The sequence below is a fragment of the Bacillus sp. K7 genome (assembly GCF_053903245.1).
The window spans coordinates 1294818-1319540 of record NZ_CP096406.1; the positions used below are offsets into that span (position 1 = coordinate 1294818).

General features: G+C 45.6%; 32 protein-coding genes. 28 read left to right on the forward strand and 4 right to left on the reverse strand.

The window, feature by feature from the left end:
• The first annotated feature begins 35 nt into the window (after nucleotides 1-35).
• Nucleotides 36-1172 carry a response regulator aspartate phosphatase RapA gene (rapA, locus tag M1D98_RS06540; protein WP_082022502.1) on the forward strand — a complete coding sequence of 379 codons (1137 nt, stop codon included), beginning with the start codon at nucleotides 36-38 and terminating at the stop codon, nucleotides 1170-1172.
• Nucleotides 1162-1296 carry a phosphatase RapA inhibitor PhrA gene (phrA, locus tag M1D98_RS06545; RefSeq protein WP_010330391.1) on the forward strand — a complete coding sequence of 45 codons (135 nt, stop codon included), beginning with the start codon at nucleotides 1162-1164 and terminating at the stop codon, nucleotides 1294-1296. The genes rapA and phrA overlap by 11 nt, the downstream gene beginning before the upstream one ends.
• Nucleotides 1297-1328: 32 nt before the next feature.
• Here phrA and M1D98_RS06550 read toward each other — a convergent pair whose 3' ends face one another.
• Entirely contained in the window at nucleotides 1329-1583 is a 255-nt protein-coding gene (locus M1D98_RS06550) for a YciI family protein (protein ID WP_100741593.1), read from the reverse strand.
• Nucleotides 1584-1706: 123 nt separating this feature from the next.
• Here M1D98_RS06550 and M1D98_RS06555 point away from each other — a divergent pair, with 123 nt between their 5' ends.
• A complete protein-coding gene (locus M1D98_RS06555) occupies nucleotides 1707-2660 on the forward strand; it encodes an N-acetylmuramoyl-L-alanine amidase (RefSeq protein ID WP_121642377.1) in 954 nt (317 codons plus the stop codon).
• A 35-nt stretch (nucleotides 2661-2695) separates the two neighbouring features.
• On the opposite strand, the gene M1D98_RS06560 is transcribed toward M1D98_RS06555, so the two are convergent.
• Nucleotides 2696-3073: a PH domain-containing protein gene (locus M1D98_RS06560; RefSeq protein WP_121642378.1), complete on the reverse strand. Its 378-nt coding sequence runs from the start codon at nucleotides 3071-3073 to the stop codon at nucleotides 2696-2698.
• A 105-nt stretch (nucleotides 3074-3178) separates the two neighbouring features.
• Here M1D98_RS06560 and M1D98_RS06565 point away from each other — a divergent pair, with 105 nt between their 5' ends.
• Both M1D98_RS06565 and M1D98_RS06570 read left to right on the forward strand, forming a co-directional pair.
• Nucleotides 3179-3781, forward strand: a complete 603-nt coding sequence (locus tag M1D98_RS06565; RefSeq protein ID WP_121642379.1) for a poly-gamma-glutamate hydrolase family protein — start codon at nucleotides 3179-3181, stop codon at nucleotides 3779-3781.
• Nucleotides 3782-3855: 74 nt separating this feature from the next.
• Nucleotides 3856-4692: a manganese catalase family protein gene (locus tag M1D98_RS06570; protein ID WP_026014525.1), complete on the forward strand. Its 837-nt coding sequence runs from the start codon at nucleotides 3856-3858 to the stop codon at nucleotides 4690-4692.
• A gap of 51 nt (nucleotides 4693-4743) precedes the next feature.
• Here M1D98_RS06570 and M1D98_RS06575 read toward each other — a convergent pair whose 3' ends face one another.
• Both M1D98_RS06575 and xre read right to left on the reverse strand, forming a co-directional pair.
• Nucleotides 4744-5340, reverse strand: a complete 597-nt coding sequence (locus tag M1D98_RS06575) for an ImmA/IrrE family metallo-endopeptidase (protein ID WP_121642380.1) — start codon at nucleotides 5338-5340, stop codon at nucleotides 4744-4746.
• Nucleotides 5341-5506: 166 nt separating this feature from the next.
• The gene (gene xre / locus M1D98_RS06580; RefSeq protein WP_435576873.1) at nucleotides 5507-5845 is read right to left on the reverse strand and encodes an HTH-type transcriptional regulator Xre; all 339 of its coding nucleotides are present in this window, start codon (nucleotides 5843-5845) and stop codon (nucleotides 5507-5509) included.
• Nucleotides 5846-6023: 178 nt separating this feature from the next.
• On the opposite strand from xre, the gene M1D98_RS06585 reads away from it, so the two are divergent.
• The 23 genes from M1D98_RS06585 (at nucleotide 6024) to M1D98_RS06695 (ending at nucleotide 24721) form a co-directional block, all read left to right on the forward strand.
• A complete protein-coding gene (locus tag M1D98_RS06585; RefSeq protein WP_010330398.1) occupies nucleotides 6024-6203 on the forward strand; it encodes a hypothetical protein in 180 nt (59 codons plus the stop codon).
• On the forward strand, nucleotides 6190-7026 hold the full coding sequence (locus M1D98_RS06590; RefSeq protein ID WP_010330399.1) for a hypothetical protein: 837 nt from the start codon (nucleotides 6190-6192) through the stop codon (nucleotides 7024-7026). Before M1D98_RS06585 ends, M1D98_RS06590 begins: the two co-directional genes overlap by 14 nt.
• Nucleotides 6926-7726 carry a DnaA ATPase domain-containing protein gene (locus tag M1D98_RS06595; RefSeq protein WP_456280123.1) on the forward strand — a complete coding sequence of 267 codons (801 nt, stop codon included), beginning with the start codon at nucleotides 6926-6928 and terminating at the stop codon, nucleotides 7724-7726. Before M1D98_RS06590 ends, M1D98_RS06595 begins: the two co-directional genes overlap by 101 nt.
• Nucleotides 7726-7893 carry a hypothetical protein gene (locus M1D98_RS06600; RefSeq protein ID WP_010330401.1) on the forward strand — a complete coding sequence of 56 codons (168 nt, stop codon included), beginning with the start codon at nucleotides 7726-7728 and terminating at the stop codon, nucleotides 7891-7893. Before M1D98_RS06595 ends, M1D98_RS06600 begins: the two co-directional genes overlap by 1 nt.
• A gap of 84 nt (nucleotides 7894-7977) precedes the next feature.
• Entirely contained in the window at nucleotides 7978-8328 is a 351-nt protein-coding gene (locus M1D98_RS06605; RefSeq protein WP_456280124.1) for a phage portal protein, read from the forward strand.
• Complete coding sequence (locus M1D98_RS06610; protein WP_010330404.1) at nucleotides 8325-8531, forward strand: XtrA/YqaO family protein; 207 nt, start codon at nucleotides 8325-8327, stop codon at nucleotides 8529-8531. The genes M1D98_RS06605 and M1D98_RS06610 overlap by 4 nt, the downstream gene beginning before the upstream one ends.
• 114 nt (nucleotides 8532-8645) lie before the next feature.
• Complete coding sequence (locus M1D98_RS06615) at nucleotides 8646-9155, forward strand: sigma-70 family RNA polymerase sigma factor (protein WP_121642383.1); 510 nt, start codon at nucleotides 8646-8648, stop codon at nucleotides 9153-9155.
• A gap of 117 nt (nucleotides 9156-9272) precedes the next feature.
• Nucleotides 9273-10070, forward strand: coding sequence for a phage terminase small subunit (xtmA, locus tag M1D98_RS06620; protein WP_010330406.1), 798 nt, complete (start codon nucleotides 9273-9275; stop codon nucleotides 10068-10070).
• Nucleotides 10067-11368: a PBSX family phage terminase large subunit gene (locus M1D98_RS06625; RefSeq protein ID WP_456280125.1), complete on the forward strand. Its 1302-nt coding sequence runs from the start codon at nucleotides 10067-10069 to the stop codon at nucleotides 11366-11368. Before xtmA ends, M1D98_RS06625 begins: the two co-directional genes overlap by 4 nt.
• A gap of 3 nt (nucleotides 11369-11371) precedes the next feature.
• Entirely contained in the window at nucleotides 11372-12859 is a 1488-nt protein-coding gene (locus M1D98_RS06630; protein WP_268552363.1) for a phage portal protein, read from the forward strand.
• A 19-nt stretch (nucleotides 12860-12878) separates the two neighbouring features.
• Entirely contained in the window at nucleotides 12879-13706 is an 828-nt protein-coding gene (locus M1D98_RS06635) for an XkdF-like putative serine protease domain-containing protein (protein ID WP_456280126.1), read from the forward strand.
• Between the two features lie 25 nt (nucleotides 13707-13731).
• Nucleotides 13732-14667 (forward strand): phage major capsid protein, encoded by a 936-nt coding sequence (locus M1D98_RS06640; protein ID WP_456280127.1) that lies wholly within the window; start codon nucleotides 13732-13734, stop codon nucleotides 14665-14667.
• A gap of 21 nt (nucleotides 14668-14688) precedes the next feature.
• Nucleotides 14689-15072, forward strand: a complete 384-nt coding sequence (gene yqbG, locus M1D98_RS06645; RefSeq protein ID WP_010330411.1) for a protein YqbG — start codon at nucleotides 14689-14691, stop codon at nucleotides 15070-15072.
• Nucleotides 15069-15425 carry a YqbH/XkdH family protein gene (locus M1D98_RS06650; RefSeq protein ID WP_435576877.1) on the forward strand — a complete coding sequence of 119 codons (357 nt, stop codon included), beginning with the start codon at nucleotides 15069-15071 and terminating at the stop codon, nucleotides 15423-15425. The genes yqbG and M1D98_RS06650 overlap by 4 nt, the downstream gene beginning before the upstream one ends.
• Complete coding sequence (locus tag M1D98_RS06655) at nucleotides 15422-15907, forward strand: HK97 gp10 family phage protein (RefSeq protein WP_121642388.1); 486 nt, start codon at nucleotides 15422-15424, stop codon at nucleotides 15905-15907. Before M1D98_RS06650 ends, M1D98_RS06655 begins: the two co-directional genes overlap by 4 nt.
• A 12-nt stretch (nucleotides 15908-15919) precedes the next feature.
• Nucleotides 15920-16360: a phage tail terminator family protein gene (locus tag M1D98_RS06660; protein WP_121642389.1), complete on the forward strand. Its 441-nt coding sequence runs from the start codon at nucleotides 15920-15922 to the stop codon at nucleotides 16358-16360.
• A gap of 3 nt (nucleotides 16361-16363) precedes the next feature.
• Nucleotides 16364-16582, forward strand: coding sequence for a hypothetical protein (locus M1D98_RS06665; protein ID WP_010330416.1), 219 nt, complete (start codon nucleotides 16364-16366; stop codon nucleotides 16580-16582).
• Nucleotides 16579-17979, forward strand: coding sequence for a phage tail sheath family protein (locus M1D98_RS06670; protein WP_456280128.1), 1401 nt, complete (start codon nucleotides 16579-16581; stop codon nucleotides 17977-17979). Before M1D98_RS06665 ends, M1D98_RS06670 begins: the two co-directional genes overlap by 4 nt.
• Nucleotide 17980: 1 nt before the next feature.
• Entirely contained in the window at nucleotides 17981-18424 is a 444-nt protein-coding gene (locus tag M1D98_RS06675) for a phage tail tube protein (protein ID WP_003220592.1), read from the forward strand.
• A gap of 87 nt (nucleotides 18425-18511) precedes the next feature.
• On the forward strand, nucleotides 18512-18958 hold the full coding sequence (locus M1D98_RS06680; RefSeq protein ID WP_010330418.1) for a phage tail assembly chaperone: 447 nt from the start codon (nucleotides 18512-18514) through the stop codon (nucleotides 18956-18958).
• A 41-nt stretch (nucleotides 18959-18999) separates the two neighbouring features.
• A complete protein-coding gene (locus tag M1D98_RS06685) occupies nucleotides 19000-19140 on the forward strand; it encodes a hypothetical protein (RefSeq protein WP_082246371.1) in 141 nt (46 codons plus the stop codon).
• On the forward strand, nucleotides 19141-24069 hold the full coding sequence (locus M1D98_RS06690) for a transglycosylase SLT domain-containing protein (RefSeq protein ID WP_456280129.1): 4929 nt from the start codon (nucleotides 19141-19143) through the stop codon (nucleotides 24067-24069). It begins immediately after the preceding gene.
• Nucleotides 24062-24721 carry a LysM peptidoglycan-binding domain-containing protein gene (locus M1D98_RS06695; RefSeq protein ID WP_121642391.1) on the forward strand — a complete coding sequence of 220 codons (660 nt, stop codon included), beginning with the start codon at nucleotides 24062-24064 and terminating at the stop codon, nucleotides 24719-24721. Before M1D98_RS06690 ends, M1D98_RS06695 begins: the two co-directional genes overlap by 8 nt.
• The last annotated feature ends 2 nt before the right edge of the window (nucleotides 24722-24723 follow it).

A 24723-nucleotide genomic window follows, 5' to 3' on the forward strand; every position in this document is an offset into this window, starting at 1 on the left:
TGACATATCTCGGGTAACTCAAAAGGGGGGATTAATTGAGGATGAAGCAGACGATTCCGTCCTCTTATGTCGGGCTTAAAATTAATGAATGGTATACCCATATCCGGCAGTTCCACGTGGCTGAAGCCGAACGGGTCAAGCTCGAAGTAGAAAGAGAAATCGAGGATATGGAAGAAGACCAAGATTTGCTGCTGTATTATTCTTTAATGGATTTCAGGCATCGAGTCATGCTGGATTACATTAAGCCTTTAGGAGAGGACACGTCGCAGCTAGAATTTTCAGAATTATTAGAAGACATTGAAGGGAATCAGTACAAGCTGACCGGGCTTCTCGATTATTACTTTAACTTTTTTCGCGGAATGTTTGAATTTAAGCAGAAAATGTTTGTCAGTGCCATGATGTATTATAAACGGGCGGAAAAGAATCTTGCCCTCGTCTCGGATGATATTGAAAAAGCCGAGTTTGCTTTTAAAATGGCCGAGATCTTTTACAATTTAAAACAAACCTATGTTTCAATGAGCTACGCCGTTCAGGCATTAGAAACGTACCAAATGTATGAAACGTACACCGTCCGCAGAATCCAATGTGAATTCGTTATTGCAGGAAATTATGATGATATGCAGTATCCAGAAAGAGCATTGCCCCACTTAGAACTGGCTTTAGATCTTGCAAAGAAAGAAGGCAATCCCCGCTTGATCAGTTCGGCCCTGTATAATCTCGGAAACTGTTTTGAGAAAATGGGTGAACTGCAAAAGGCAGCCGAATACTTTGAGAAATCCGTTTCTATTTGCAAGTCGGAAAAGTTCGATAATCTTCCGCATTCTATCTACTCTTTAACACAGGTTCTGTATAAACAAAAAAATGATGCCGAAGCGCAAAAAAAGTATCGTGAAGGATTGGAAATCGCCCGTCAATACAGTGATGATTTGTTTGTGGAGCTTTTTCAATTTTTACATGCGTTATACGGAAAAAACATGAACACAGAATCAGTCTCACACACCTTTCAATTTCTTGAAGAACATATGCTGTATCCTTATATTGAAGAGCTGGCGCATGATGCTGCCCAATTCTATATAGAAAACGGACAGCCTGAAAAAGCACTTTCATTTTATGAGAAAATGGTGCACGCACAAAAACAAATCCAGAGAGGAGATTGTTTATATGAAATCTAAATGGATGTCAGGTTTGTTGCTCGTTGCGGTCGGGTTCAGCTTTACTCAGGTGATGGTCCATCCAGGAGAAACAGCAGACAAAGAAGATAAAACATTTCATATTGCGGCACGAAATCAAACATGATGTTGACGAAAAAAGACCCCCAGGGGTCTTTTTTATTTCAGCTTCCATTCCCTTATCGTCAGCTCGGAAGATCCGCTTGCCACCAGCGGATCTTGATGGCCGATTTCCTTCGCTTCTTCTGGCGAACCTGCTTCAATGACGTAGGCTCCGCCTGTGGCGTCGCTGAATGGCCCGAACATTTTTAAACGTTTTTCTGCCTGTAAGCGGTCCAAAAATTCATAGTGTCCGGCTACATGCTCCTGATTGAATTGATCTGTTCTTGTTGTCAGCATTAAATACGTGTGCATGATCATTTCCCTCCTATTGAATTTCAGTCTAACACAATTATCCATATTACGGTGACGGATGAAATGAGCTTTTCGTCCTACGAATGCCATCTATTGGTGAAAAAGTAAAAGGAGAGATGATAGGTGAGCATTCAAGTAAAGCAAAATTTGGTTTCTGGGGCGAAATACGCGCTGAAGTGCCCCAATGCGATGTCCGCTGAATACATTACCATCCACAACACGGCAAACGACGCCTCAGCGGCTAATGAAATCAGCTATATGATTGGAAATACCAGCTCGACAAGCTTCCATTTTGCAGTCGATGATAAAGAGGTGATTCAAGGTCTGCCGCTTAACCGAAACGCATGGCATACGGGTGATGGCACAAATGGTACAGGAAACCGCAAATCAATCGGTGTTGAGATTTGCTACAGCAAATCGGGAGGTCCAAAGTATGAAGCGGCCGAAGCCTTGGCGATTTCTTTCGTGGCTCAGCTTTTGAAAGAGCGGGGCTGGGGAATAGACCGGGTGAGAAAGCATCAGGACTGGAGCGGCAAGTACTGCCCGCACCGCATTTTATCAGAGGGGCGCTGGGATCAAGTGAAGGCGGCAATTGAAAAGGAATTGAACGGAAGCGTGTCAGTAAAAAAGGCTTCAGTCTCTTCTTCGGCGTCTGAATACCATGTGAAAAAAGGCGACACACTGTCCGGTATTGCTGCATCGCATGGTGTCAGTGTGAAAACACTGCAAAACATAAATCATATTACTGACCCGGATCACATCAAAGTCGGACAGGTGATTAAGCTGTCTCAAGCGGCATCTTCTTGTAAAAGCCATGCCACATCTTCCTATCCGCTCCCATCAGGAGTGATCAAAGTGACAAGCCCGCTGACTAAAGGGACAAACGTAAAACAGGTGCAGACCGCTTTAGCTGCTCTTTATTTTTATCCTGATAAAGGGGCGAAAAACCATGGCGTTGACGGTGTTTATGGCCCGAAAACAGCAAATGCCGTGAAACGTTTTCAGTCTGTCAGCGGATTAACGGCAGATGGGATTTACGGTCCGAAAACAAAAGCAAAAATAATGGAAAAGCTGTAATCAATAAACGGAAGCTGCTGAGCTTCCGTTTCACCTTACATACAAACTGCTGCAAGAACCTTTTGAATATCATAAATGCTTTCATCTTTTTTAAACTGTTTTGAAACAGCGGGAAGTTCCGCGCCGGAAATCCAAATGTTTAGCTCTGAATCTAGGTCAAAGCGGCCGGCGGTCTCTACGCTGAATCTAGAAATGCTTTTGTACGGAATTGATTGAAATTCCGTTTTCTTGCCTGTGATTCCCTGCTTATCTACAAGAATAAGCCGCTTATCAGTAAAGACAAGTAGGTCGCGAACCAATTTAAACGCGGCATTGACATTCTCATCCTCCAGCAAAATATGAGCCAGTTCTTCCTTCGCCGCAGCCTTTGACAGTGTCGACGCATTTCCAAGTAATCCATCAATGAATCCCATGATATCCCTCCTGAAATGTGCTTGATCAAATCATACAATAAAAAGGTTTTCATTCATAGGTGAGTAGAGTAAACTGGTGCTGACTGGTAAAGGAGAGCGTTCAAAATGAAAGATAAGTATGAAAGTTTTGTAGCCCTTTCTGCTTCTGAATCGGAGTACCGGATTATATATGACGAGAAAAACGGAAGTGAGCTTATTGTTCTCGGTCCCCACGGCGGCAAAATTGAGCCCGGTGTCAGTGAATTGGTGCGGGCTTTTTCCGATCAATGTTCCATTTATTTATTTGAAGGTGTGAAGCAGCGAAACAACCGTTCTTTACACCTGACAAGCACTCGGTTTGACGAGCCGCTGGCTTTAGAAAAAGTCAATGCCCACCATTACGCATTGGCATTTCATGGGTACCATGATCCGAAAACTCCGCATACACTGGTCGGAGGCGCGGATCGTAAAAAAGCCAAGCTCATTTGTGAGCGGCTGAATGAAGCGGGCTTCAGCGCCGAGCTCACGAGTGAGAAAGGCCGGCTGGCAGGTGTCCATCCCGAAAATATTGTCAATCGGACGAAAAGGGAAATGGGGCTGCAATTGGAAGTAAGCACGGCACAGCGAAAGGCGTTGTTTCGCCATTTTGGCTGCCATGATAAAAGCTACACACAAAACGATCTATTTTATCGATATGTGGAAGCTGTTAAGCTCGGCTTTTATGAATAAATGAAACGGGACCTGCACGATCGGCCCATTCCTTCATACGCTGAGGTTGTGTGAAAGTGTAGGGAGGAATGCATGTGTTTTATCATATTAAAGAGCTTCAATATCAAGCAAAGCCAGCTCATCCCGATCCGGTGTATGCGAAAAAGCTTCAAGAAATACTGGGCGGCCAATTCGGTGAGATCAGTGTGATGATGCAATATTTGTTCCAAGGCTTTAACTGCAGGGCGGATGCCAAATATAAAGATTTGTTATGTGACATAGGCACTGAAGAGATTGCACACGTCGAAATGCTGGCGACAATGATTTCCAGACTTCTGGATCATGCGCCAGCTGATGTACAGGAGGATGCTTATAAAAGCAATCCCGCTATTGCAGCAGTAATGTCGGGAATGAATCCTCAGCATGCGATTGTGTCCGGTTTGGGTGCAATGCCATCAGATAGTGAGGGCTATCCGTGGAATGCCAAATACATTATTGCAAGCGGGAATTTGCTGGCGGATTTTCGCGCAAACTTAAATGCGGAATCTCAAGGGCGCCTTCAGGTGACCCGGCTGTATGCAATGACTGATGATCCTGGTGTAAGGGATATGCTCTCGTTTTTAATTGCAAGGGATACTTATCATCAAAATATGTGGTATGCGGCCATTAGAGAGTTGGAAGAAAGAGAACGGGATATTGTGGTGCCAACGACGTTCCCGCGTGAACTCGAAAAGCGTGAAGTGGCTTATGACCTGTTTAACTTTTCCAGAGGGGATGAAAGCTCACAAGGAAGATGGGCTCATGGCGAAGCCTTTGACGGACGGGGAGAATTCAGGTATATTCCGGCCCCGATTGCATTCGGGCCTGCGCCTCATCTTAAACCGGCGCCAATGTGGGTGCATGATACGATGCCTCCAATGTCAAAATGCTAGTTTTTCTGCCGGGCTGAGGATAGATGATATCTGTTCCCAGCCCGTTTTTGGTTACCTGTTTTTGCCGATATGATATAACGCTTTTTCTTCAGCGACCTGCAAGTGCTGCTGATCGCCTTCCTCGTACGCATTTGGCCGCTTGTGTGATAATAAATAAGCGAGCCGCTTCTGAAATTGAATACCTGCTTTACGCCGTTCAAACATTTCAAGCCTTTTATCCGCAAATTCTTTTGTCACCCGGAATACAGACGCGATTGTGGCAAGCGCCTGGCTTCTCCATTGCGGCAGCTCCATCTGCAACAGCATAAAGGTTGGCACACAGAAGTGGTACATAAATTGATTTGCCTGGAATTCCTGCAATTCCCTGAAGAGCTTGTTCATCTGAAAATGATTGCCTGCATGCTTTAACACATGGCACAGCTCATGGCCAAAATCCTCCCATTGCTCTTCACGTGATTTTCTCTGGTTCAATACGATGCTGTACATCCCGTCGTACTTGACCATCATGCTCCCCATATCCTCAAAATGAACCCAAATATCAAGGTCCTTTGCGATTTTCAGCATGTCAATGTGATGCGGGGAGGTGATGCCCAGCCGACTGTATACATTTTTTACGTATTCCTCCAGATGTGATAAGTAATCGCCCAATTGAATACTCCCTTTCGAACGTTTGTTCTGTTTTTAGCGAGAAAGAAAAGCCCCGTATAGGACTGGAAAGTGTGTAGAAATCTTTCCCTTTTCTAAAAAAAATAAACAATTTTTTCTTTATATCGGTCTATTTTTCATATGTTTTAGAGAACGGAGAAAGATTTATTTATTTTTTGGGTTTTCGGTTTTTCTCTTTTTCTTTTAAATAGTTGATAAACTCGATGGCCTGCTGTTTGCTTTCGGGGGAAAAATCCTGCATATCACGGTATGCGAGCTGCAGGTCCGGATCTGAAAACATATCGTCGTCGTCTTTTTTGTCTTTCCCTGTTAATAAGTAATCAGCCGTTACTTGAAAGTAATCAGCCAGCTTTTGCAGTGTATCGTAATCAGGCTCGCTCCGCCCGTTTTCATAGTGGGAATATCGAGCCCGTGACACACCGATGTGTGATGCGATTTCTTCCTGCGTCCTTTTCCCTCTGAGACTCTTCAATCTGCCGCCTATCATGCTATGACCTCTCTTTTTTAAACTCTCTAAGTTACTATTGATTATAGATACAAAATGTATCAAAATAAAGGGATGATAAAAAAAGTATCAAAAATAACTTGATGATACAGAATGTATCGTTTATACTTGGATACAGCTGATACGAAATGTATCAAAAACAGATCAGGAGAGTGATCACATGTATCCCATCCAAATTGTTTTTAGTGAAAATCCCATAGATCAGCGCCATCTCGGACAATCCGGCGGCACCATTTCGTTTACGCCATGCGGCCTTCCGGTATTCCACTTTGAAACGCAAGCACAGTTTCAAACATATATGCTGTTAAAAGGAGAAGCTGCGTACAATGAAAACCGATAAAAGCTATCCTTTTCCAACGTATTCAGGGTTATTGAATTCAGAACATTATGACAAAATCGGTCCGGCTCTATGGCTGTTTCTCTGGTTCATTAGCTCAACAACAAAAGAAATTGAAAAAGACGGGGTATGCTGGGGAATCGTGCTCGGACATAAGCCGTTAAAAGCAAGAGAAATGGCGGCTGTATTCGGCGTCAGTGAAAAAACCGTCAGAAGATGGCTGGAGCTCCTTGAAGCCCATGAGTACATAAAGGCTGTCCGCGCGCCATATGGACTGGTGATTTCGGTAAAGCATTCCAAAAAATACAGCTTCAGATCGGACAAAATGGCACACCTGAGCATAACGGAACGGCCATTTTCGCCGCAGGCACCGGACACAGACGTCCGCTCAAATAAAGATAAAACAAATAACAATACTGCTGCTATTGATGCAGTGGATCACATTGCGAAGCGCTTTACACAATTACGGTCGGCTCAAGAAGGACGCACCGTGTATCCTTCCTCCAGAGATTATCAAGCCATCGCCCGTATTGTCGCCATCGGCGTTCCAGTAACGCAAACAATCAAATGGCTTGAGGAATGCTTTCAAGCCTTTGAAAACCGGCGGACCGCCACTTCAGAAACAATCAAGGCCTTTCGCTATTGCTCGAAATTTATTGAAGACCGATTTTTCGCGCAGCAGGCCAAAAAAAACACCGCGATTCAACATGAGAGGATGGAAAGACATGACAAAACGAACAATCGAGCAGATTTTAGACGAGCTGAGAAGAGGGAGACGTCCATTACTGGCGGACAAACCGGCCGAATCAGACGCAAGCCGGTATGATTGCCCGCGATGCAAGGATCAGGGAGGCTATCTCATCCAGCAGAACGGCCTGGAGGTATGGACGAGGTGCAGCTGTATAGCAGAACGGAAAGTGAAGCGGCTCCTCGGTACCAGTGAGATTACCCCTGCCTTCAGACAGCTGGGCTTCGAAGAGTTCAGCATTGAGGGGAAGCCGCAGGCTATAGAAGACGCGTTTGAATGCACAAAAGAGTATGTGGCGGATTATGAACAAATCAAGGATAGCCGGAAAAATAGCATCGCCCTTTTAGGACAGCCCGGCTCAGGGAAAACGCATCTTTTGACCGCTGCCGCCAACGATTTGATGAAAACACGCCATGTGCCGGTCATTTATTTTCCGTTTGTGGAGGGCTTTACCGATTTGAAAAATGATTTTGATCTTTTGGAAGCGAAGCTGAACCGGATGAAGCAGGCAGATGTGCTGTTCATCGATGACCTGTTTAAACCGGTTAATGGCAAACCCCGCGCCACCGATTGGCAATTAGAGCAAATGTATTCGGTACTCAACTATCGCTACTTAAATCACAGACCGATTTTGCTTTCGAGCGAGCTGACGATCGAAACACTTGTCCGGGTTGATGAAGCGCTCGGGACGAGAATCTACGAAATGTGCAGTGACTATTTAGTGATTATCAAAGGAACAGCCCGCGAGCTGAATCATAGATTGGAGGGGGCCAGATAATGTGCGAGCTTTGTCTGACAAAGAAAGTCATCGTGGAGCATACAGACATTGGCGCCGTTTTTCATCCATGTCCGAACTGCCGCTCCGGCACTGATTTAACGCCGGTCATTCAAAAACTGGAGGAAATGATGACAGAGGGAAAAGCGAGGCTGAATATCCATGATTAAAAAGCTGACTGCTTTCATAGCTTTGCTGTTTCGGGCGAAGCAAACGGAAAAAAACATTGAACAATGGTATAAGGATGACGGGAAGTGAAGGTATTGGAAAAAATAAAACAGGCAGAGAAAAGCCCCGCACCGTGGCGTGCCGTCCCGTGCGGGGATACAAAACCGATCTATATTTATTCAGCTTACAGTGAAGAAGAAAAAGAAAGATTCCCCTATTCAAACGGGAGGCTGATTGCTGCTGTATTTGACCTCAGCTCATATTCGCAAAAAATGAATGCGGCTTTGATGGCGGCTGCGCCAGAACTGTTGGAAGCGTCTCAAGCAGCTCTTGATTTTCTGAAAGGGAATTCTATTCATTCAAAAGAGCGCATCATTCAGCTATTAGAAAAAGCCAACACAAGCGCGGAACCGCCAAAAGGAGGAAAAGAAACATGATCGATCCTAAAAAACTAGTCAATATCAATTCCATCACGCTGGAGAGCCAGCTGGAGGAGGGAAAAATCCATGTGATTATTGTGGACGGCGTCAAACGGGAAGCATGGATTGCGGAAGCGCCGGAGCATGGAAAAACGCTCGTTGAAACGAGAAAGGGAGACCTTGCCCGCGTTGAATTTGAAATCGGCTATAAATTAAATTAAAGCGAAAAAAGAATACGTCCAAGACGGAAAGCCTGCGGACACTGATCAACTTGCACAGCATTTGTGCGTTGATTGGTGTCCGTTTTTTTTGTCCAAAATAAGGAGGATCATAGAATGCAAGATTTACTATTTGAATATAAACGCACGCTAAAACAGACGAGAACTCAATATAAACCGCTCGCGGAAGCAGATGAATCCATGCTCTCAGCTGAAGAGCTGAGGGATAAAAAAATCATCCGAAACATGATTACTGATCTGGAATATGTAACAGAATGGCTTGAAAAAGGAAGACAGCCCGGCATCAGACGGGCGATTGACCGGCGTGATGCGTACCAGCGGCTGATGATCAAGGATCCGAGAATCATCGAATCATTTTCCAGCGCTATGATGGTTGAGCCGGACGGACAGGTATCAGAAGAAGACAGAGAGAGAATCCGAGAAGCGTTATCCCTGTTAACGGACAGGGAAAAAGAAATATTTTTGCTGCATAAGGTAGAATGCTTTTCTTATGAACGGATTGCTGATCTTCTCGGCGTGAAAAAATCGACTGTGCAAACGACCATTAAACGAGCGATCGTCAAGATGCAAAGACAGCAGAAAGAAATGAAACAATCGCTTGCCTGAACGCTTGTCATACGTTTGCCACCTATAAGTGAATAGAGCATGACACATAAGCGGCTGGCAGGATCAGCCGCTTTTATGAATAGACATCCATGCCGGAGGTGGCGGTGATGCCGTAGCATGAAAACACAACAGCGCGAACAAGCATTAGCAATCTATCAACAACATCAAGGAAAGATCACAAATCAAGCGATCGCGGAGACAATCGGCGTTTCCGCGAAAACAATCGGCATCTGGAAAAAACAAGACAAATGGAAAGAGGCCTTGTTTTCTGAAGCCAGAAACGAACAAAAACAGCGCCGGATAGATAGTGATGAATTAAATGAACGGCAGCGGCTGTTTTGCCTGTATTACGTCAAAAGCTTCAATGCCACACAGTCGGCAATCAAAGCGGGCTATTCTCCGGACAGCGCCCATGTGACGGGCAGCCGGCTGTTAAAGAATGAAAAGGTCGCTGCTGAAATCAGGCGCATTAAAAAAGAAATGGTCAATGAAATGTTTATTGAAGCGATGGACGTGCTGCAGGTTTACATCAAAATCGCGTTTGCGGATATAACGGACTATGTGACTTTCGGAAAAAAAGAGGTCCAGGCAATCGGGAAATCGGGGCCGCTGTTTGATGAAGATGATAATCCGATTATGAAGGAAATCAGCTATGTCGATGTCAAAGATTCCGGGCTTGTGGACGGCACCATTGTAACGGAAGCGAAGCTCGGCAAAGAAGGCATCGCCATCAAGCTCGCCGATAAAATGAAGGCGCTCGAGAAGCTGTCCTTATATTTCGATTTGTTTCCGGATCAATTGAAACAAAAAATTGAAAACGAGAAATTAAAGCTTGCCAAACAAAAAGCGGAGAGAACAGATGACAGCCAAGCGCCGATTGAAATCATGATCAAACGAAAAGAGGGCAACCCATGATTGTAAAAGAAATCAACCCTCATTTCGAAGATTACGTGTTCAATTGGGAGCAGACGTACCAGTTTCTCGTCGGCGGCTACGGCTCATCCAAAAGCTATCATACCGCATTGAAAATCGTATTAAAGCTGCTGAAGGAAAAACGGACGGCTCTTGTCATCCGTGAAGTGTTCGATACCCATCGGGATTCAACCTACTCCTTGTTTCAAGAGGTGGTCGAAGAGCTCGGCCTCACAAAGGCTGTGGCACCTCTTTCTTCCCCGCTGCAGCTTCGTTTTCAAAACGGCAGCCGGATCATGTTCAAAGGAATGGACAATCCGGCGAAATTAAAATCAGTTCATAACATTTCTTTAATATGGATTGAAGAATGCTCAGAGGTGAAGTACGAAGGCTTTAAGGAATTAATCGGCCGTCTGCGCCACCCTGAGCTGAAGCTACACATGATCTGCACCACCAATCCCGTCGGCACCTCCAATTGGACGTACCGGCATTTTTTTCGGGATGAGCGCAATAAACGGTTTGTGCTGGATGACAGCGAGCTTTACGAAAAGCGGACGATTGTGAAGGGAGATACGTATTATCATCATTCCACGGCAAACGACAATCTCTTTCTTCCGAAAAGCTATGTGAAACAGCTTGACGGACTCAAGGCGTATGATCCTGACTTATACCGGATTGCCCGTAAAGGACGATTCGGCGTCAATGGGATCAGGGTGCTGCCGCAGTTCGAGGTGCTTCCGCATGATCAAGTAAAAGAACGCATCGAAGCCATCGGCCAGCCGATTTTTCGGACAGGCATGGATTTTGGGTTTGAGGAATCCTACAATGCCGTCATCCGGCTCGCTGTCGATCCTGAGAAAAAACACCTCTACATTTATTGGGAGTATTATCGAAACAAAATGACAGATGACAGGACGGCTGAGGAGCTGCGTGAGTTTATTGATACACAGGAATTGATTAAAGCCGACGCTGCTGAACCGAAAAGCATCCAATATTTCCGTCAGCAGGGCTTTCGAATGGTCGGAGCCAGAAAGTTTCCCGGCTCAAGGCTTCAATACACAAAAAAAGTGAAACGATTCAAAAAGATCTTCTGTTCGGACCGCTGTGAAAATGTCATCTATGAGCTCAAGACGCTGACGTATGCCAAAGACAAAAACGGCGTGCTGATAGAGGATGAATTCACGATTGACCCGCATACGCTGTCTGCCATTTGGTATGCGCTTGATGACTATGAGGTGGCTGATATGAAAGAGACAGCACACAAACGGATCCGGCCGAACCGTGAAAGGAGGAGGTCATAAATGATGCACAATCAAACAGTCAGAGCGACTGTGTTCAAATCCAATTCCGCCGCTCCTCAGACAAAGCAAATCTATGAAGATGACTTTTCTGAGCTGTACGGAGACGATATTATCGCACCGCCTTACAATATGATCGAGCTCAAAAGCATTGCTGAGTACTCGACGATTCTCCAGCAATGCATTGATGCGTACAAAGTCAATATTACAGGTTTTGGATTCGATGTTGAGTACACATTTGATGTCAACGCGAGTGATGTCGATCAAACGAAAAAGAAAAAAGCGGAACAAGAATGGGCCAGACTCGAAGCCTTTTATAAATGCCTTCACTTTGACGAATCAGCTGAAATGATTTTGGGCTATGCCATCGAAGACAGAGAAAAAACAGGCAACGGGTTTATGGAAGTGCTGCGTGACGGGATGGGAAAACCGGCCGGCATTGAATATTTAGATGTGAAGCATATGCGAGTATGCGGAGCCGGTGAGCCAGTCGAGGTTTCATTTGTATACGAAGAAAACGGGAAAGTGAAGAGGATCAAAAGGCAAAAACGCTTCCGAAAATATGTGCAGATGATCAATGGAGAGAAAGTGTTTTTCAAGGAATACGGCGATCCGCGAAAAATGGACATGCGAACGGGTGAATATGTAAACACATTGGCAGAGAAGCATCAAGCGAATGAAGCGATTCACCTCAAAATCGGAAGCGGTGTATACGGGGTGCCCCGCTGGGTCGGCAATATCGTCAATTTATACGGGGCGCGAAAAGCGGAAGAGCTCAATTTTATGTATTTTAAACAGGGCCGTCACGTACCCGCCGCCATCACAGTGGAAAACGGGATGCTGTCGGAAGCTTCTTATCGGGAGCTGCAAGAGTACATGAATGATCTTGAAGGCGTGGAAAATGCCCATAAATTCCTCCTTATTGAAGCGGAGGGAATCGCGAAAGAGAAGGACCTGCACGGGGGAGAGGATATTACGCCGGTTTCTGTTGAAATCAAATCACTCGCGGAAATTCTCCAAAACGACGCCTTGTTTCTTGAATACGATGAAAAAAGCAGAAATAAGCTGCGCTCGGCGTTCCGCCTCCCGCCGTTGTATACAGGCGAGGCCCAGGAATACAACCGGGCGACAGCCGATACCGCCAGAAAAATTACGGAGGAGCAGGTCTTTCAGCCGGAGCGAAAAACGCTCGTGAATAAACTGAACACACTGCTTTTGCCGGAGCTGAATATTCATGACGTCAGGCTGACATTAAAAGGACCGGACTTTCGTGATCCGCTTGAGATTGCGAAAGTGCTCGGTCCTTTTATTACAGCCGGAGCGGTCTCGCCGAATGATTTACGCGACCTTGCCGGACGGGTGCTTGGCAAAACGCTGGAGGAGTGGCCCGAAGAAATGTATAAACGGCCTGCAGGACAGGATGCGGAAAAAACAAACCTGGCTGCGCTCATGCAGGAGCTGAAAGAAAGCATCGATGAGATCAAAACGTCCTGAAGGGAGGTGAATCAAGCAGGTGGCGCGGGAATTAAAAAATGCCAAAATCAGCTTTGTCAGCTATGTGGACAAGGCGGCTAACCAAACAGAATTTTTCTTTACGAAGTCAGCGGGACCTCCGTCATTTGAAAAAAAGGTTCGGCTGTTTACAAAAAGTGAGCGGGACGAACAAAAGCTCGTGTACGGAATCGTGTATGAGCCAGATGTTCCTGACGCCCACGGTGATTTTATGACCGCCGAGGAAATTGAAAAAGCAGCGCACGGATTTCTCGCGGAGGCACGGGAGATTGACATCAATCACAGCTTTGAGGGCGGAACTGGCGTCGTGGTCGAGTCATATGTGGCGCCCGATGATTTTATGATCGGGTCAAAGCAGATTGCAAAAGGCTCGTGGGTGCTCGTAACAAGAGCGTCTGACGAGGTGTGGGAACAGATCAAGGCTGGAATCATTACCGGCTATAGCATGGCGGGCACTGCTGATGTGTATGAGGAAGAACCGGTTGAAAAAGCGGGATTCTTCAGTGTATTCAAGCAGATGCTGACTGACAAAACAGGGAAGGAGACTGAAGAAATGAGAAAAGAAGACATGAAAGAATCATTCGAGCATGCGCTGTACCCTCTGCTCAAACGGCTTGAACGAATTGAAAAAAACACAAATATGGAGGAAAAGCCGGAGCAGACGGGTGATGACGAGCGCCTGAAAAAAGTCGTTGAAGAGATGCTCGCCCCGCTGATCGAACGCATCGAGGCGTTGGAAAAAGCGCGAGGCGCGTCTAAACAGACAGCGGACGATGCGGGCGGCAATACAGAGCAAGTCAAAAAATCAATCTGGAGCGGACTGCTGTAAAACCAGTCAAAGAGGAGGAAATCAATTGAGAAATCAAGAGATCATTCGGAAAGCGGAAATGTCGCTTTCTGCTTTAAAAAGCGGCGGGCTTATGAATCCTGCGCAAGCATCGGCTTTCATCCGCATGGTGCAAAACACGCCGACCATTTTCAGTGAATCCCGCGTGATTCAAATGGAAAATGACTCGCAAAAATTTGAAAAAATCGGCTTTGGCCAGCGTATTCTGCGGGCGGCTCAAGAAGGAAAAGCATTGTCAAACGACGAGCTGACTGTTCCAACGACCAGCACTGTCCAGCTGAACGCGAAGGAAGTCATTGCGGAAATCAACATTACGTATGACACACTCGAAAACAACATTGAAAAAGACGGCCTGCAGCAAACCATCATGCAAATTTTAGCAGAGCGCGCAGCAGTTGATATTGAAGAGCTGATTGTAAACGGGGATACAGCATCAGCTGATCCGTATTTGGCACAGCTGGACGGCATCCGTAAACAAGCGGTGTCCCATATCGTGGACATGAACGGTGAGGAACTGTCCAGAGCGACATTCAAGAAAGGCTTAAAGGCTGTTCCGCCGAAATATTTGCGCATTCCTCAGGAATTCAGGTTCTATACGTCTCACGGCTTAGAAGTTGAATGGAAGGACCGTGTGGCAGACCGCCAGACAAACCTTGGGGACCAGGCTGTTCAGGGCGGCTTGTCAACAGCATTCGGCGTACCGGTTAAAGGGGTATCCAATATGCAGCCGTACACAGTCGGTGAGGGAGACGCGCAATATGACGCTTCCGATATCATTCTCACACATCCGAAAAATATCATTCTCGGCTTCTCCCGCAATATCCGTATTGAAGTCGACAAAGACATCCGCGCCCGTAAATTCGTTATCGTCTTAACAGCCAAGCTGGACAGCAAGTTCGAGGAAGAGGATGCCTGCGCGAAATTAATTAACGTAAAAGAATAATAGAAACGGGGTGGTCAGCTCATGCTCATTGAACCGACTGACGTAGCCTCCTATTCGGTCTTTGATCGAGTGAAAAACAGGCCGGAAGAACTGCTGGCACAGGATATCATCGAGGCGGAAGCGGAAGCGGCCCTCATCACGGGCCACCGCTTTGAAGACAGCGTTTATGACCCGCTGCCCGACAAGGCGAAATTGGCTTTGCTGAAACTAGCCCAGTATTTTGCGCTTGTAAACAGCGATGAATCAGCCTCATCAAGCTATCAGTCTGAAAAAATGGGGGATTATTCTTACACGATGTCCGGAGACGGAGGCATTCAGCGGCCAGAGGTGTATCATTTGCTCGAAGCGTTTATCACGCCTGGCTACTTTCCCGAGTCCTCCAGACTGAAGGTGAGATCTTTATGAGCTATCAGCACATGCTCATTCACCGCTGCGACATTTATCATGAAGCAACAAAAGCGCCGTCTGCAGGCCGATTCGGAATTCCGGCCGACAAGCTGCAGCCGGTGATTTCCTATCCGGACACACCCGATGAACAAGGTGTTCCTTGCTATTTTACCGAAAAAACGCAGCAGCTGATCCAGGAAGAACCGGATCAAACTGTATATCATAGCTTTCTCGTCCATTTTCCGTTGTCAGCGGACATCCGCGTGAACGATAAAATCATTTGGGAGAATCATCAATATATACTAAAGCTGCCGAAAAGGATCAGACATCATCATTGGGAAGTCATCGCGGTTAGGGATGAAAGCCTATGAAAATAGCGGGGCTGAAACAGCTAAATACATCATTAAAAAAAGCGGCATCAGGCGGCTTTTCACATCAGGCGTCCCGCTGGCTTGAGGAGTGCGGGCAAGATTTTCTAGAGATCGTTCAATCTGAACTGATCAGCACACAAACGATTGATACAGAAAAACTGCTCAGCTCCTTTCAAAAAGGCGCGGAGGACAATCGCTGGATTGCGCAAAGCGGAGGGCTTTCGCTTGAGGTGGGGACACAGCTTGATTACGCTTCATTTCTGAATGACGGCCATTGGACGTCACAAGAAAATGTCAGATGGGTGCCGGGGCATTTTCAAGGTGCGCGGTTTATTTATGATCCCGCCGCTTCCACGGGAATGGCACTCAAGAGAAAATGGATTCCGGGCACAAGCTACTGGGACCATGCGCTGCTTTTATATGAACAGCTGTTTGAAACATCGCTGGAAAGCAAATGGCGCCAGTGGCTGAAGAAGCTGTAAAGGAGGAGCAGGATGAACAGCGAAACAGGATCGATCATGGCGTTTTTATACAGCCAGTGGTCTGTTCCCATATATGAACGAGAGCTGCCTGATCAGTTTCAGGTGCCGTCGTTATACGTCCCATCGCCATCTGTTTTCGAGGAAACAGATACGGTCTCCACATTTAAAAAAACCTACAGTCTCAATGTGAAGCTGTTTCATCATGACTCCGTTCAGGCGCTGGATGAAGCGGACAGGCTCGCGGATGCCATCCGAGAGGCGAGAAACATGGTTCCGCTGCTCAGTGAATCCGGTGAGAAGACGCGGGATATGGTTCGCATTACCCGAATCGAGACAAGGGTAGGAGACAGGGGCGAGGCGGTCATGGTGATCAGGTGGAGCAGCCGATATTATTATCACAAAACAGAACAGCCTGTCTTACAGGATATCGACATGAACAGCGGGGTGAAATAAGCGGTGGCAAAGAACAAACAACAGAAGAAGGCTGTACATACAGAGAGCCGGGAAGCTCTTTTTGATACAGCGGATTTGATTAAGCACGCGAAGGAGCTGTTCGGCGTTAAGCCGGATATCCTTCAGGGGGCTTTATTTGGCGTGGATCAAACACGTATGACGAAATCAGAAGCCAATCGATTGATTCAAACATTTCTAACCAAGGAGGTCATGTCATCATGAATGGCGGAACATTTACAACAGGCAAAGAAAAAGAACGTGCAGGCATTTATTTTAACTTTAAAACGACAGCACAGGAGCGGGTGTCACTCGGTGAGCGGGGAACTGTCGCGCTTCCAGTCGCATCAAGCTGGGGCGAAGCGAAAACGTTCGTTTCCATTTCCAGTGTTGAGGACCTAAACAAAAAAGTGGGCCTCAGCATTGATGATCCGTCCTTATTGCTTTTGCGTGAAGCGAAGAAAAATGCGCAAACGGTATTGATGTACCGTTTAACCGAAGGTGTCCGAGCGTCTGCTGATATTGCTGAAGGCGTCAAAGCGACAGCTGTATATGGCGGTTCAAAAGGCAATGACATTATCATCCGCATCAACCCAAATGTGCTGGATGCTGCTTCTTTTGATGTGACAACGTATATGGATGAATCAGAGGTTGATAAGCAGACGGTCAAAAAGGCTGAAGAATTAACAGCTAACGGCTATGTCACCTTTACTGGAACAGGCGATCTTTCTTCGACCATTCCGCTCACTGGTTCAGAAGGAGATACTTCAGCTGAGACACTGAATGCATCTGCGGGAATCCGTTTATCCGGCGGTACGGATAAGGCCCCTGTCAACTCCGACTATACAGATTTCTTAGCCGCGGCTGAAACGGAGAGCTTTGATGTGATTGTGCTGCCTGTTGCGGAAGGTGATCAGCTGAAGGCGACGTTTGCCGCTTTCATTAAGCGCCTGCGCGACGGACAAGGACAAAAAGTGCAAGGGGTCACAGCCAATTATGCCGGTGACTATGAAGGCATCATCAACGTAACAGAAGGTGTGCTGCTGGAAGATGGCACGGAAGTTCCGCCGGACAAAGCAACGGCTTGGGTAGCTGGAGCGAGCGCAGGAGCTACCTTTAACCAATCACTGACATTTGTAGAGTACGAAGGCGCCGTTGATGTGTTACACCGCCTTGACCACGATGCGATTGTTGAACGTCTGGGCAAAGGCGAATTTTTATTCACATTCGATGCCCGCGATAAATGCGTGAGCGTAGAAAAAGACATTAACTCACTCGTCACATTTACAGCCGAGAAAAACAAAAAGTTTGCGAAAAATAAAATTGTTCGAGTTCTGGACGCTGTAAATAATGATTTGACTCGCGAGCTGAAAACCTTAATCAAATCACGAAAAGGCAGCGGAAGCGATATTCCGGCGTCTGAAGACGGGCTTCAGTATGTGAAAACGATGATCACGCAATACATGACAACTCTTCAGGATGCGGGCGGCATCACCGGCTTTGATTCTGATGAAGATATCACCATTTCCATGAATGAAGACCGTGACGGCTTCTTGATCGACCTGGCTGTACAGCCTGTCGACGCGGCAGAAAAATTCTACTTTAATGTGGAGGTAAACTAATATGGCATTAAAAGCGCAAAACACTATTTCAGGAAAAGAAGGCCGCTTATTTCTCGATGGCGAAGAAATGGCGCACATCAAAACATTTGAAGCCAATGTCGAGAAAAACAAGTCTGAAGTAAACATTATGGGCCGCCGCATGACCGGCCATAAAACAACAGGGGCAAACGGAACAGGAACAGCGACGTTCTATAAAGTCACATCAAAATTCGTGATCCTGATGATGGACTACGTCAAAAAAGGCAGCGATCCTTACTTTACGCTGCAAGCTGTGCTGGATGATAAGTCCTCCGGAAGAGGCACGGAAAGAGTCACGCTTTACGACGTCAACTTTGACTCAGCGAAAATCGCAAGCCTTGATGTCGATTCAGAAGCATTAGAGGAAGAAGTTCCATTTACATTCGAGGACTTCGACGTGCCTGAAAAGCTTTCTGACACGTTTTAATCAGAGCTGAACAAGCCGTACAGGCCTTTCTCAGAAAGGCCTGTTTTTACATGATGAAATCAATTAAAAGATAAGGGAGTTTTTTACATGAGCGAGAAGAACGAAAACGTATATGATCTTTCCTTTTTTATGCCGGGGAAAACAATTGAAGCTGAGGAAATCAAAGTGCCGATCTCAAAGCGTTTTGTTGATAAAAAAGGGAACATCGTGCCATTTGTTTTTAAAGCGATCACGACAGAACGCATTGATGAATTGGAGAAAGAAACAACAACGTATAAAAATGTCAAAGGCAGAGGCCGTGTAAAAGACTTAGACAGCCAGCGCTTTTATGCCCGAATCGCAGTGGAATCAACCGTTTATCCTGACTTCCGCTCAAAAGATCTTCGAGAAGCATACAAAACGGCCGACCCGGTAGAAGTTGCGAAACGCGTCCTGTCCGTCGGGGGCGAGTACGCAAACTGGTTAAACAAAGCGATTGAGATTAATGGCTTCGAAGATGAATTAGAAGACCTGGAAGAAGAAGCAAAAAACTAATCAAAGATGGACATAAAGAAGCCGTGTATCTCTACTATGCGATGCACGAGCTTCATTATTCTCCATCTGATTTATTAGAACTCCATGAAGCGCCGCGTAATTTTAAGGCGCTGTTGTATGGGCTGATCGGCTATAAGCTGGATCTTCTTGAAAAACAAGCAAAGAAAGGAGGGGCATCGTAATTGGCAAAGCTGACAGCAAGATTTGAAATGGAAGACCGTGTAAGCAAAAAGTTAAGAAAGATACAAAATGGATTTAGAGCGCTTGAAAAGTATAGAAAAGTAACGCAGCGAAATAGGGCTATCGATATACGAAAAGAGAGCAAAAGTGTGTTGAGGACAATTGACCGCATACAAAAATCATTAAAGAAAAAGCTTGGCGCCCAACTGATTTCCATTTCGGCTGAGGATAATGCCAGCACTGTCATTCAGAAGGTTCAAACTCAATTGCAGGGATTGCCGGCATCGGTATCTATTAAAATTGGCGCCACTGACCGAGCAACAGCAAAGTTTGAACGATTAAGAGAGCTCGTTGCGGGATTTAAAGGATTTACGATCATGCTGAGTGCAGAAGACCAAATTTCGCCGGCTGTTCAAAAAATACAGCGTTATATGCAAAACGCACTTCAAAGTGGCTACTCTGTTACGATACGCGTGATTGATCACGTCATGAAAACAGTCGGTCGCATTTCAGCAGGTATTGATGCCTTAACAGGAAAAGACAACAAATTGGAGCTGGCTATTAATGACAAGGTATCAGGTAAGCTGGATTCCTTGCAGAAAAGAATTGACAGCATGGGAAGCTCAGATTCACCCGACAAAGCAGCTCCTACAACCGGAGGAAATGCCGGTGGTATTGCAAGCATGTTTGATCCAGAACCGATTTTGACAGCACTGGACAAATTTGCTGCATCATTCATGGAAAAAGTGGATGACATCGCCACAAAATTCAGCCCGGAAACAACCTTAACAGAGCTGGATAAATTTACAACATCGTTCATGAATAAGGTGGATGCGATTGCGACAAAATTCAGCCCGGAAACAATGTTAACTCAGCTGGACAAGTTCACAACATCATTCATGAGTAAAGTGGATGCAATTGCAACAAAGTTCAGTCCGGAGACAATTGTGGCACAACTGGATAAGTTCACAACATCATTTATGGGAAAAGTGGATGCAATTGCGACAAAGTTCAGCCCAGAAACGATTCTGTCCCAGCTGGATAAGTTTACAACATCGTTCATGAGTAAGGTTGATGCAATCGCTACAAAGTTCAGTCCAGAGACAATTGTGACACAACTGGATAAGTTCACAACATCATTTATGGGAAAAGTGGATGCAATCGCAACGAAGTTCAGTCCGGAGACAATTCTAGCACAACTGGATAAGTTCACAACATCGTTCATGAGTAAGGTTGATGCGATTGCGACAAAGTTCAGTCCGGAAACGATTCTAAAACAGCTGGATAAGTTTACAGGCTCTTTTATGAAGAAAGTAGATGCAATCGCAAGTAAATTCAGTCCTGAAGCCATTTTTAAACAGCTAGATAAGTTTACAGGCTCATTTATGAAAAAAGTAGACGAAATCGCAAGTAAATTCAGCCCTGAAGCCATTTTTAAGCAGCTGGATAAGTTTACAGGCTCATTTATGAAAAAAGTAGACGAAATCGCAAGTAAATTCAGTCCTGAAGCTATTTTTAAGCAGCTGGACAAATTTACAGAGTCCTTTATGAAAAAGGTGGACGATGTCGTAAGTAAATTCAGCCCGGAAACGATTTTTAATGAATTGGACAAATTTACAGAGTCATTTATGAAAAAAGTGGATGATATCGTGAGCAAATTTAGTCCCGATGCCATTATCACGAAAGCAGAAGACTTTGTAACAAATATCATTGACAAAATCTCGGATAAATTTAATTTTCTGAACCCGGATAAAATCGCCAATAAAGCGGAAAAGTTTGTTGATAACATTGTCTCCAAAATCGCGAAAAAATTTGAGAAATTCAGCCCTGATAAAATTATTGAAAAAGCGGGAGAGTTTTTTGAAAAGATTATAAAAGGCATTGCTGAAAAACTGGGGAATTTGGATTTTGGTGGTCTGCTTGGGGGCAAATCCAACGGAAGCAAAGGGAAACAAAAAGCACCAAAAGCCAATACAAAGAACGCAACTTCTAACAACTCAAACCGCACGAAAAAACCTTCTATGAACAAAAAAGCGTCGGGCTCTAAATCGAAGAAGTCAGGCGGAAAATGGGGCGGGGCTTGCGGATGCTGCTGTGCTGGAATCAGTACAGGCAAAAGCAAAAAAGTCAAAAACAGAAACGGTTCATCAACGAAAGGCAATAAAACAAATTCTGTGAATACACCGAAATCCGCAAAAGCAGCTAAAGGCGCGTCCGGTAAAGGTTTTTCAGGTCTTCTGAAATCATTGGGAGGTTCAAAAGGTTTGAAGGGGGGACTGAAGGGCTTAAAAGGAGCCGCGAAAGGAATCCCAGGATTAGGCGAAATCTTGTCTCTTACTGACTTAGCCGGAATCAATAAGGATAATGCCGGTGAAAAAGTAGGTTCAGCCGGCGGAGGTCTAGCAGGAGCAGCAGCCGGAGCGGCAATTGGAAGTGTTGTTCCGGGAGTCGGGACAGTGATTGGCGGTGCAATAGGAGGAATTGCAGGATCTTTCGGCGGAGAAAGTTTAGGTAAGGCAATTGATGCTGGCGCTCTAAATGATACATGGAACAGCATTACAGAGGGGGCACAAAGTGCATGGTCAGCCATTCAGGATACTTGGGGAACTGTATCAACATGGTTTATGGATAATGTCTGGACGCCAGTATCATCAGCAGTTGTAGGCGTAGCTACAAGCATATGGTCAAACATTGTAAACGCATGGACAACGATACAAACCATTTTCAGTACCGTATCCACATGGTTTATGGACAATGTCTGGACACCTGTGTCATCGGCGGTTGTCGGTGTGGCTACAGCCATTTGGTCTAAAATTATAGGTGCATGGACGACGATTAAAAATGTGTTCAGTGCAGTTGCATCCTGGTTTATGAGCAATGTGTGGGGGCCAGTAAAATCCGCTGTTATCGGAGCGGCAACCACAATCTGGGATAAAATGACTGGTGCATGGAATAAGATTAAGAGTGTTTTCAGTACAGTATCGGGATGGTTCATGAATACAGTTTGGAACCCGGTCAAAAATACAGTCTCAGATGTAGGCAAGGGAATTTCTGACGCTTTCCAAAAAGCAATAGATACCGTCAAGAAGATATGGAAGGGTCTGAGCGGCTGGTTTAAAAAGAATATCCAAGAACCTCTTGCAAAGGTTGGAGAAGCCATCTCAGATGCTTTTTCTAAAGCGTTCGGCTGGGTGAAGAAAATTTGGGATAAAGCTGGCGGCGTAGCTAGTAAAGTGATCAATTTTGTAACCGGCGGCGGAGATCCGGATAAAGGTAAGGATCTGGATAAAAATGCCACAGGCGGTTACATCACCAAACCAACCATCTCTTGGATCGGTGAAGCCGGCAAGGAATTCGTTATCCCTGTCGATAACAACCGAGGACGTGGCAAAATGCTTCTTTCACAAGCGGCGTCTAAACTCGGTATGCAAGTCGTAGACGACATGGGAGCCGCTTCGTCTTCCGGTGGAAGTTCGGTATCTGTCTCAGGAGGTGCAGTCAGCCCATTATCAGGATCACCTTCTCCATCAATGGACACTGCAAATCTTACAGGCCAAGCATCCGCACTCGGACAGCAATTTTCAGAAGGCATTGGCAAAGGCATAAGCAAAGAGCCGGTCAATATGGAAGACTGGAAAAAGAAAAACATCAATACGCCATTTACACAAATGATTTCTGCTTCACCCAATTACGGTAAACAAATGGTAAGCGGGTATGCCAAGGGTCAAAACGGCACTGCAACCGGTACAGACGGCTATTTGCAGACGAAAGTCAAAACACCATTCCAGAACACTGTGAATAAATCCTCTTCATGGGGAACTGGTACGATCAAAGGGTTTGCTTCAGGTCAAAATAGTTCACAAACTGGCACTGATCAGTACGTGAATACTCACGTGAATAAACCGTTTGTCCGTTCTAAGGAATCCTCAAATGGCTGGGGCAGCGGCATGATCGGGAATTTTGTTTCAGGTATGACTTCTAAGGCAAGTGACGTTCATGAAGCTGCCAAGGAACTCGCGAAAAAAGTTGAAAAGGCATTCCGTGAAGAGCTAGATATTCATTCGCCTTCTCGAGTTATGATGAGTCTCGGTCGCTTTGCCTCTGTAGGTGTTGTAAAAGGTCTGGATTCTGTCGATGTGAAAAAATATGCTGAAAAGCAAGCTGGATCACTGGCGGCTGCTTATTCCGGAATGGGTGCAGCAGGAGGGAATGTGAAGCAGTGGCTTATGGCTGCAATGATGGCCACAAAAACACCATTAAGCTGGCTTTCAGGATTAATGACGATTGCACAGTATGAATCAGGGGGCAATCCTAACTCTATTAACCTTTGGGATAGTAACGCGAAGGCAGGGAATCCATCGCAAGGTCTGATGCAGACAGTTCCGACCACATTCAATGCTCATAAAGCACCGGGTATGGGTAACATTAAAAATCCGATTCACAACGCTGCTGCCGCTATAGGATATATCAAAAGCAGATACGGTTCAATTGACAATGTACCTGGTATTAAAAGCTTGAAACGTGGCGGTCCGTATGTCGGTTATGCCAACGGCGGACTGATTACAAAAGAGCAAATCGCCCGTGTCGGTGAAGGAAACAAGCGGGAATGGATCATTCCTGAGGAGCGGGGCATCCGCGGCCGCTACCTCCTTCAGAAAGCGGCGCAAGCACTGGGAATGGAAGTGACAGATCCATCTCAATCCCAGCAGCCTGAGCTTTCTTCAGGCCAAGTTTCAGCCGTTACCTCTGGAACCCGGCAAACGATCCAAACGGCCGGAACGAAAGAAATTAAGATTGAGTTTAACGGCGATCAGCATTTCCATAATGGACAGGACGCTGACAGCCTAGTAGCGAAAATTAAGCAGGCATTGCTTGATGAGTTACAAAAAGACATAAACACCGGAACAAAGGGGGTCGTAGCTTTTGACTAAGTCTGTTTATGAATTTTGGATATCACAGGGGAAGGAAAAGCTGCGGTTTCCTGTTCTTCCCGAAGCAATTGATATAGCAAATAGTGTACAGAATGACTCAGTAAAGATTACAGGTCTGGGAGAACTAACGTTTATTGAAGAACCTGGAGCGAAAGAAATTTCATTTTCTTCTTTTTTTCCAAAAAAGTATACACCGATAGCTGAATATCAAAATTTACCGTCTCCTGAGAATGCCATTGCGAAAATTGAAAAATGGATGAAGGCTAAAAAGCCTGTCCAATTTTTAATTACGGGAACAAAAATCAATATGACATGCAGCATTGAAAGCCTTAAATACAGTGAAGGGGACAAAGAGATAGGAGATAGGGATTTTGATATCGTCCTGAAAGAATACAAAACCGCTTCCCCCCGAAAAATCAAGCAGAAGAAAAAAACTAAGGCAAAACGCCCGTCGAAGGCGTCTCCCAAAACCTACACCGTAAAAAAGGGAGATACGCTGTGGGACATTGCCGGCAGGTTTTATGGGAACAGCACGCAATGGCGCAAAATTTGGAACGCCAATAAAACCGCAATGATCAAACGGAGCAAACGGAACATCAGGCAGCCGGGGCACTGGATTTTTCCCGGCCAAAAATTAAAGATACCGCAATGAAA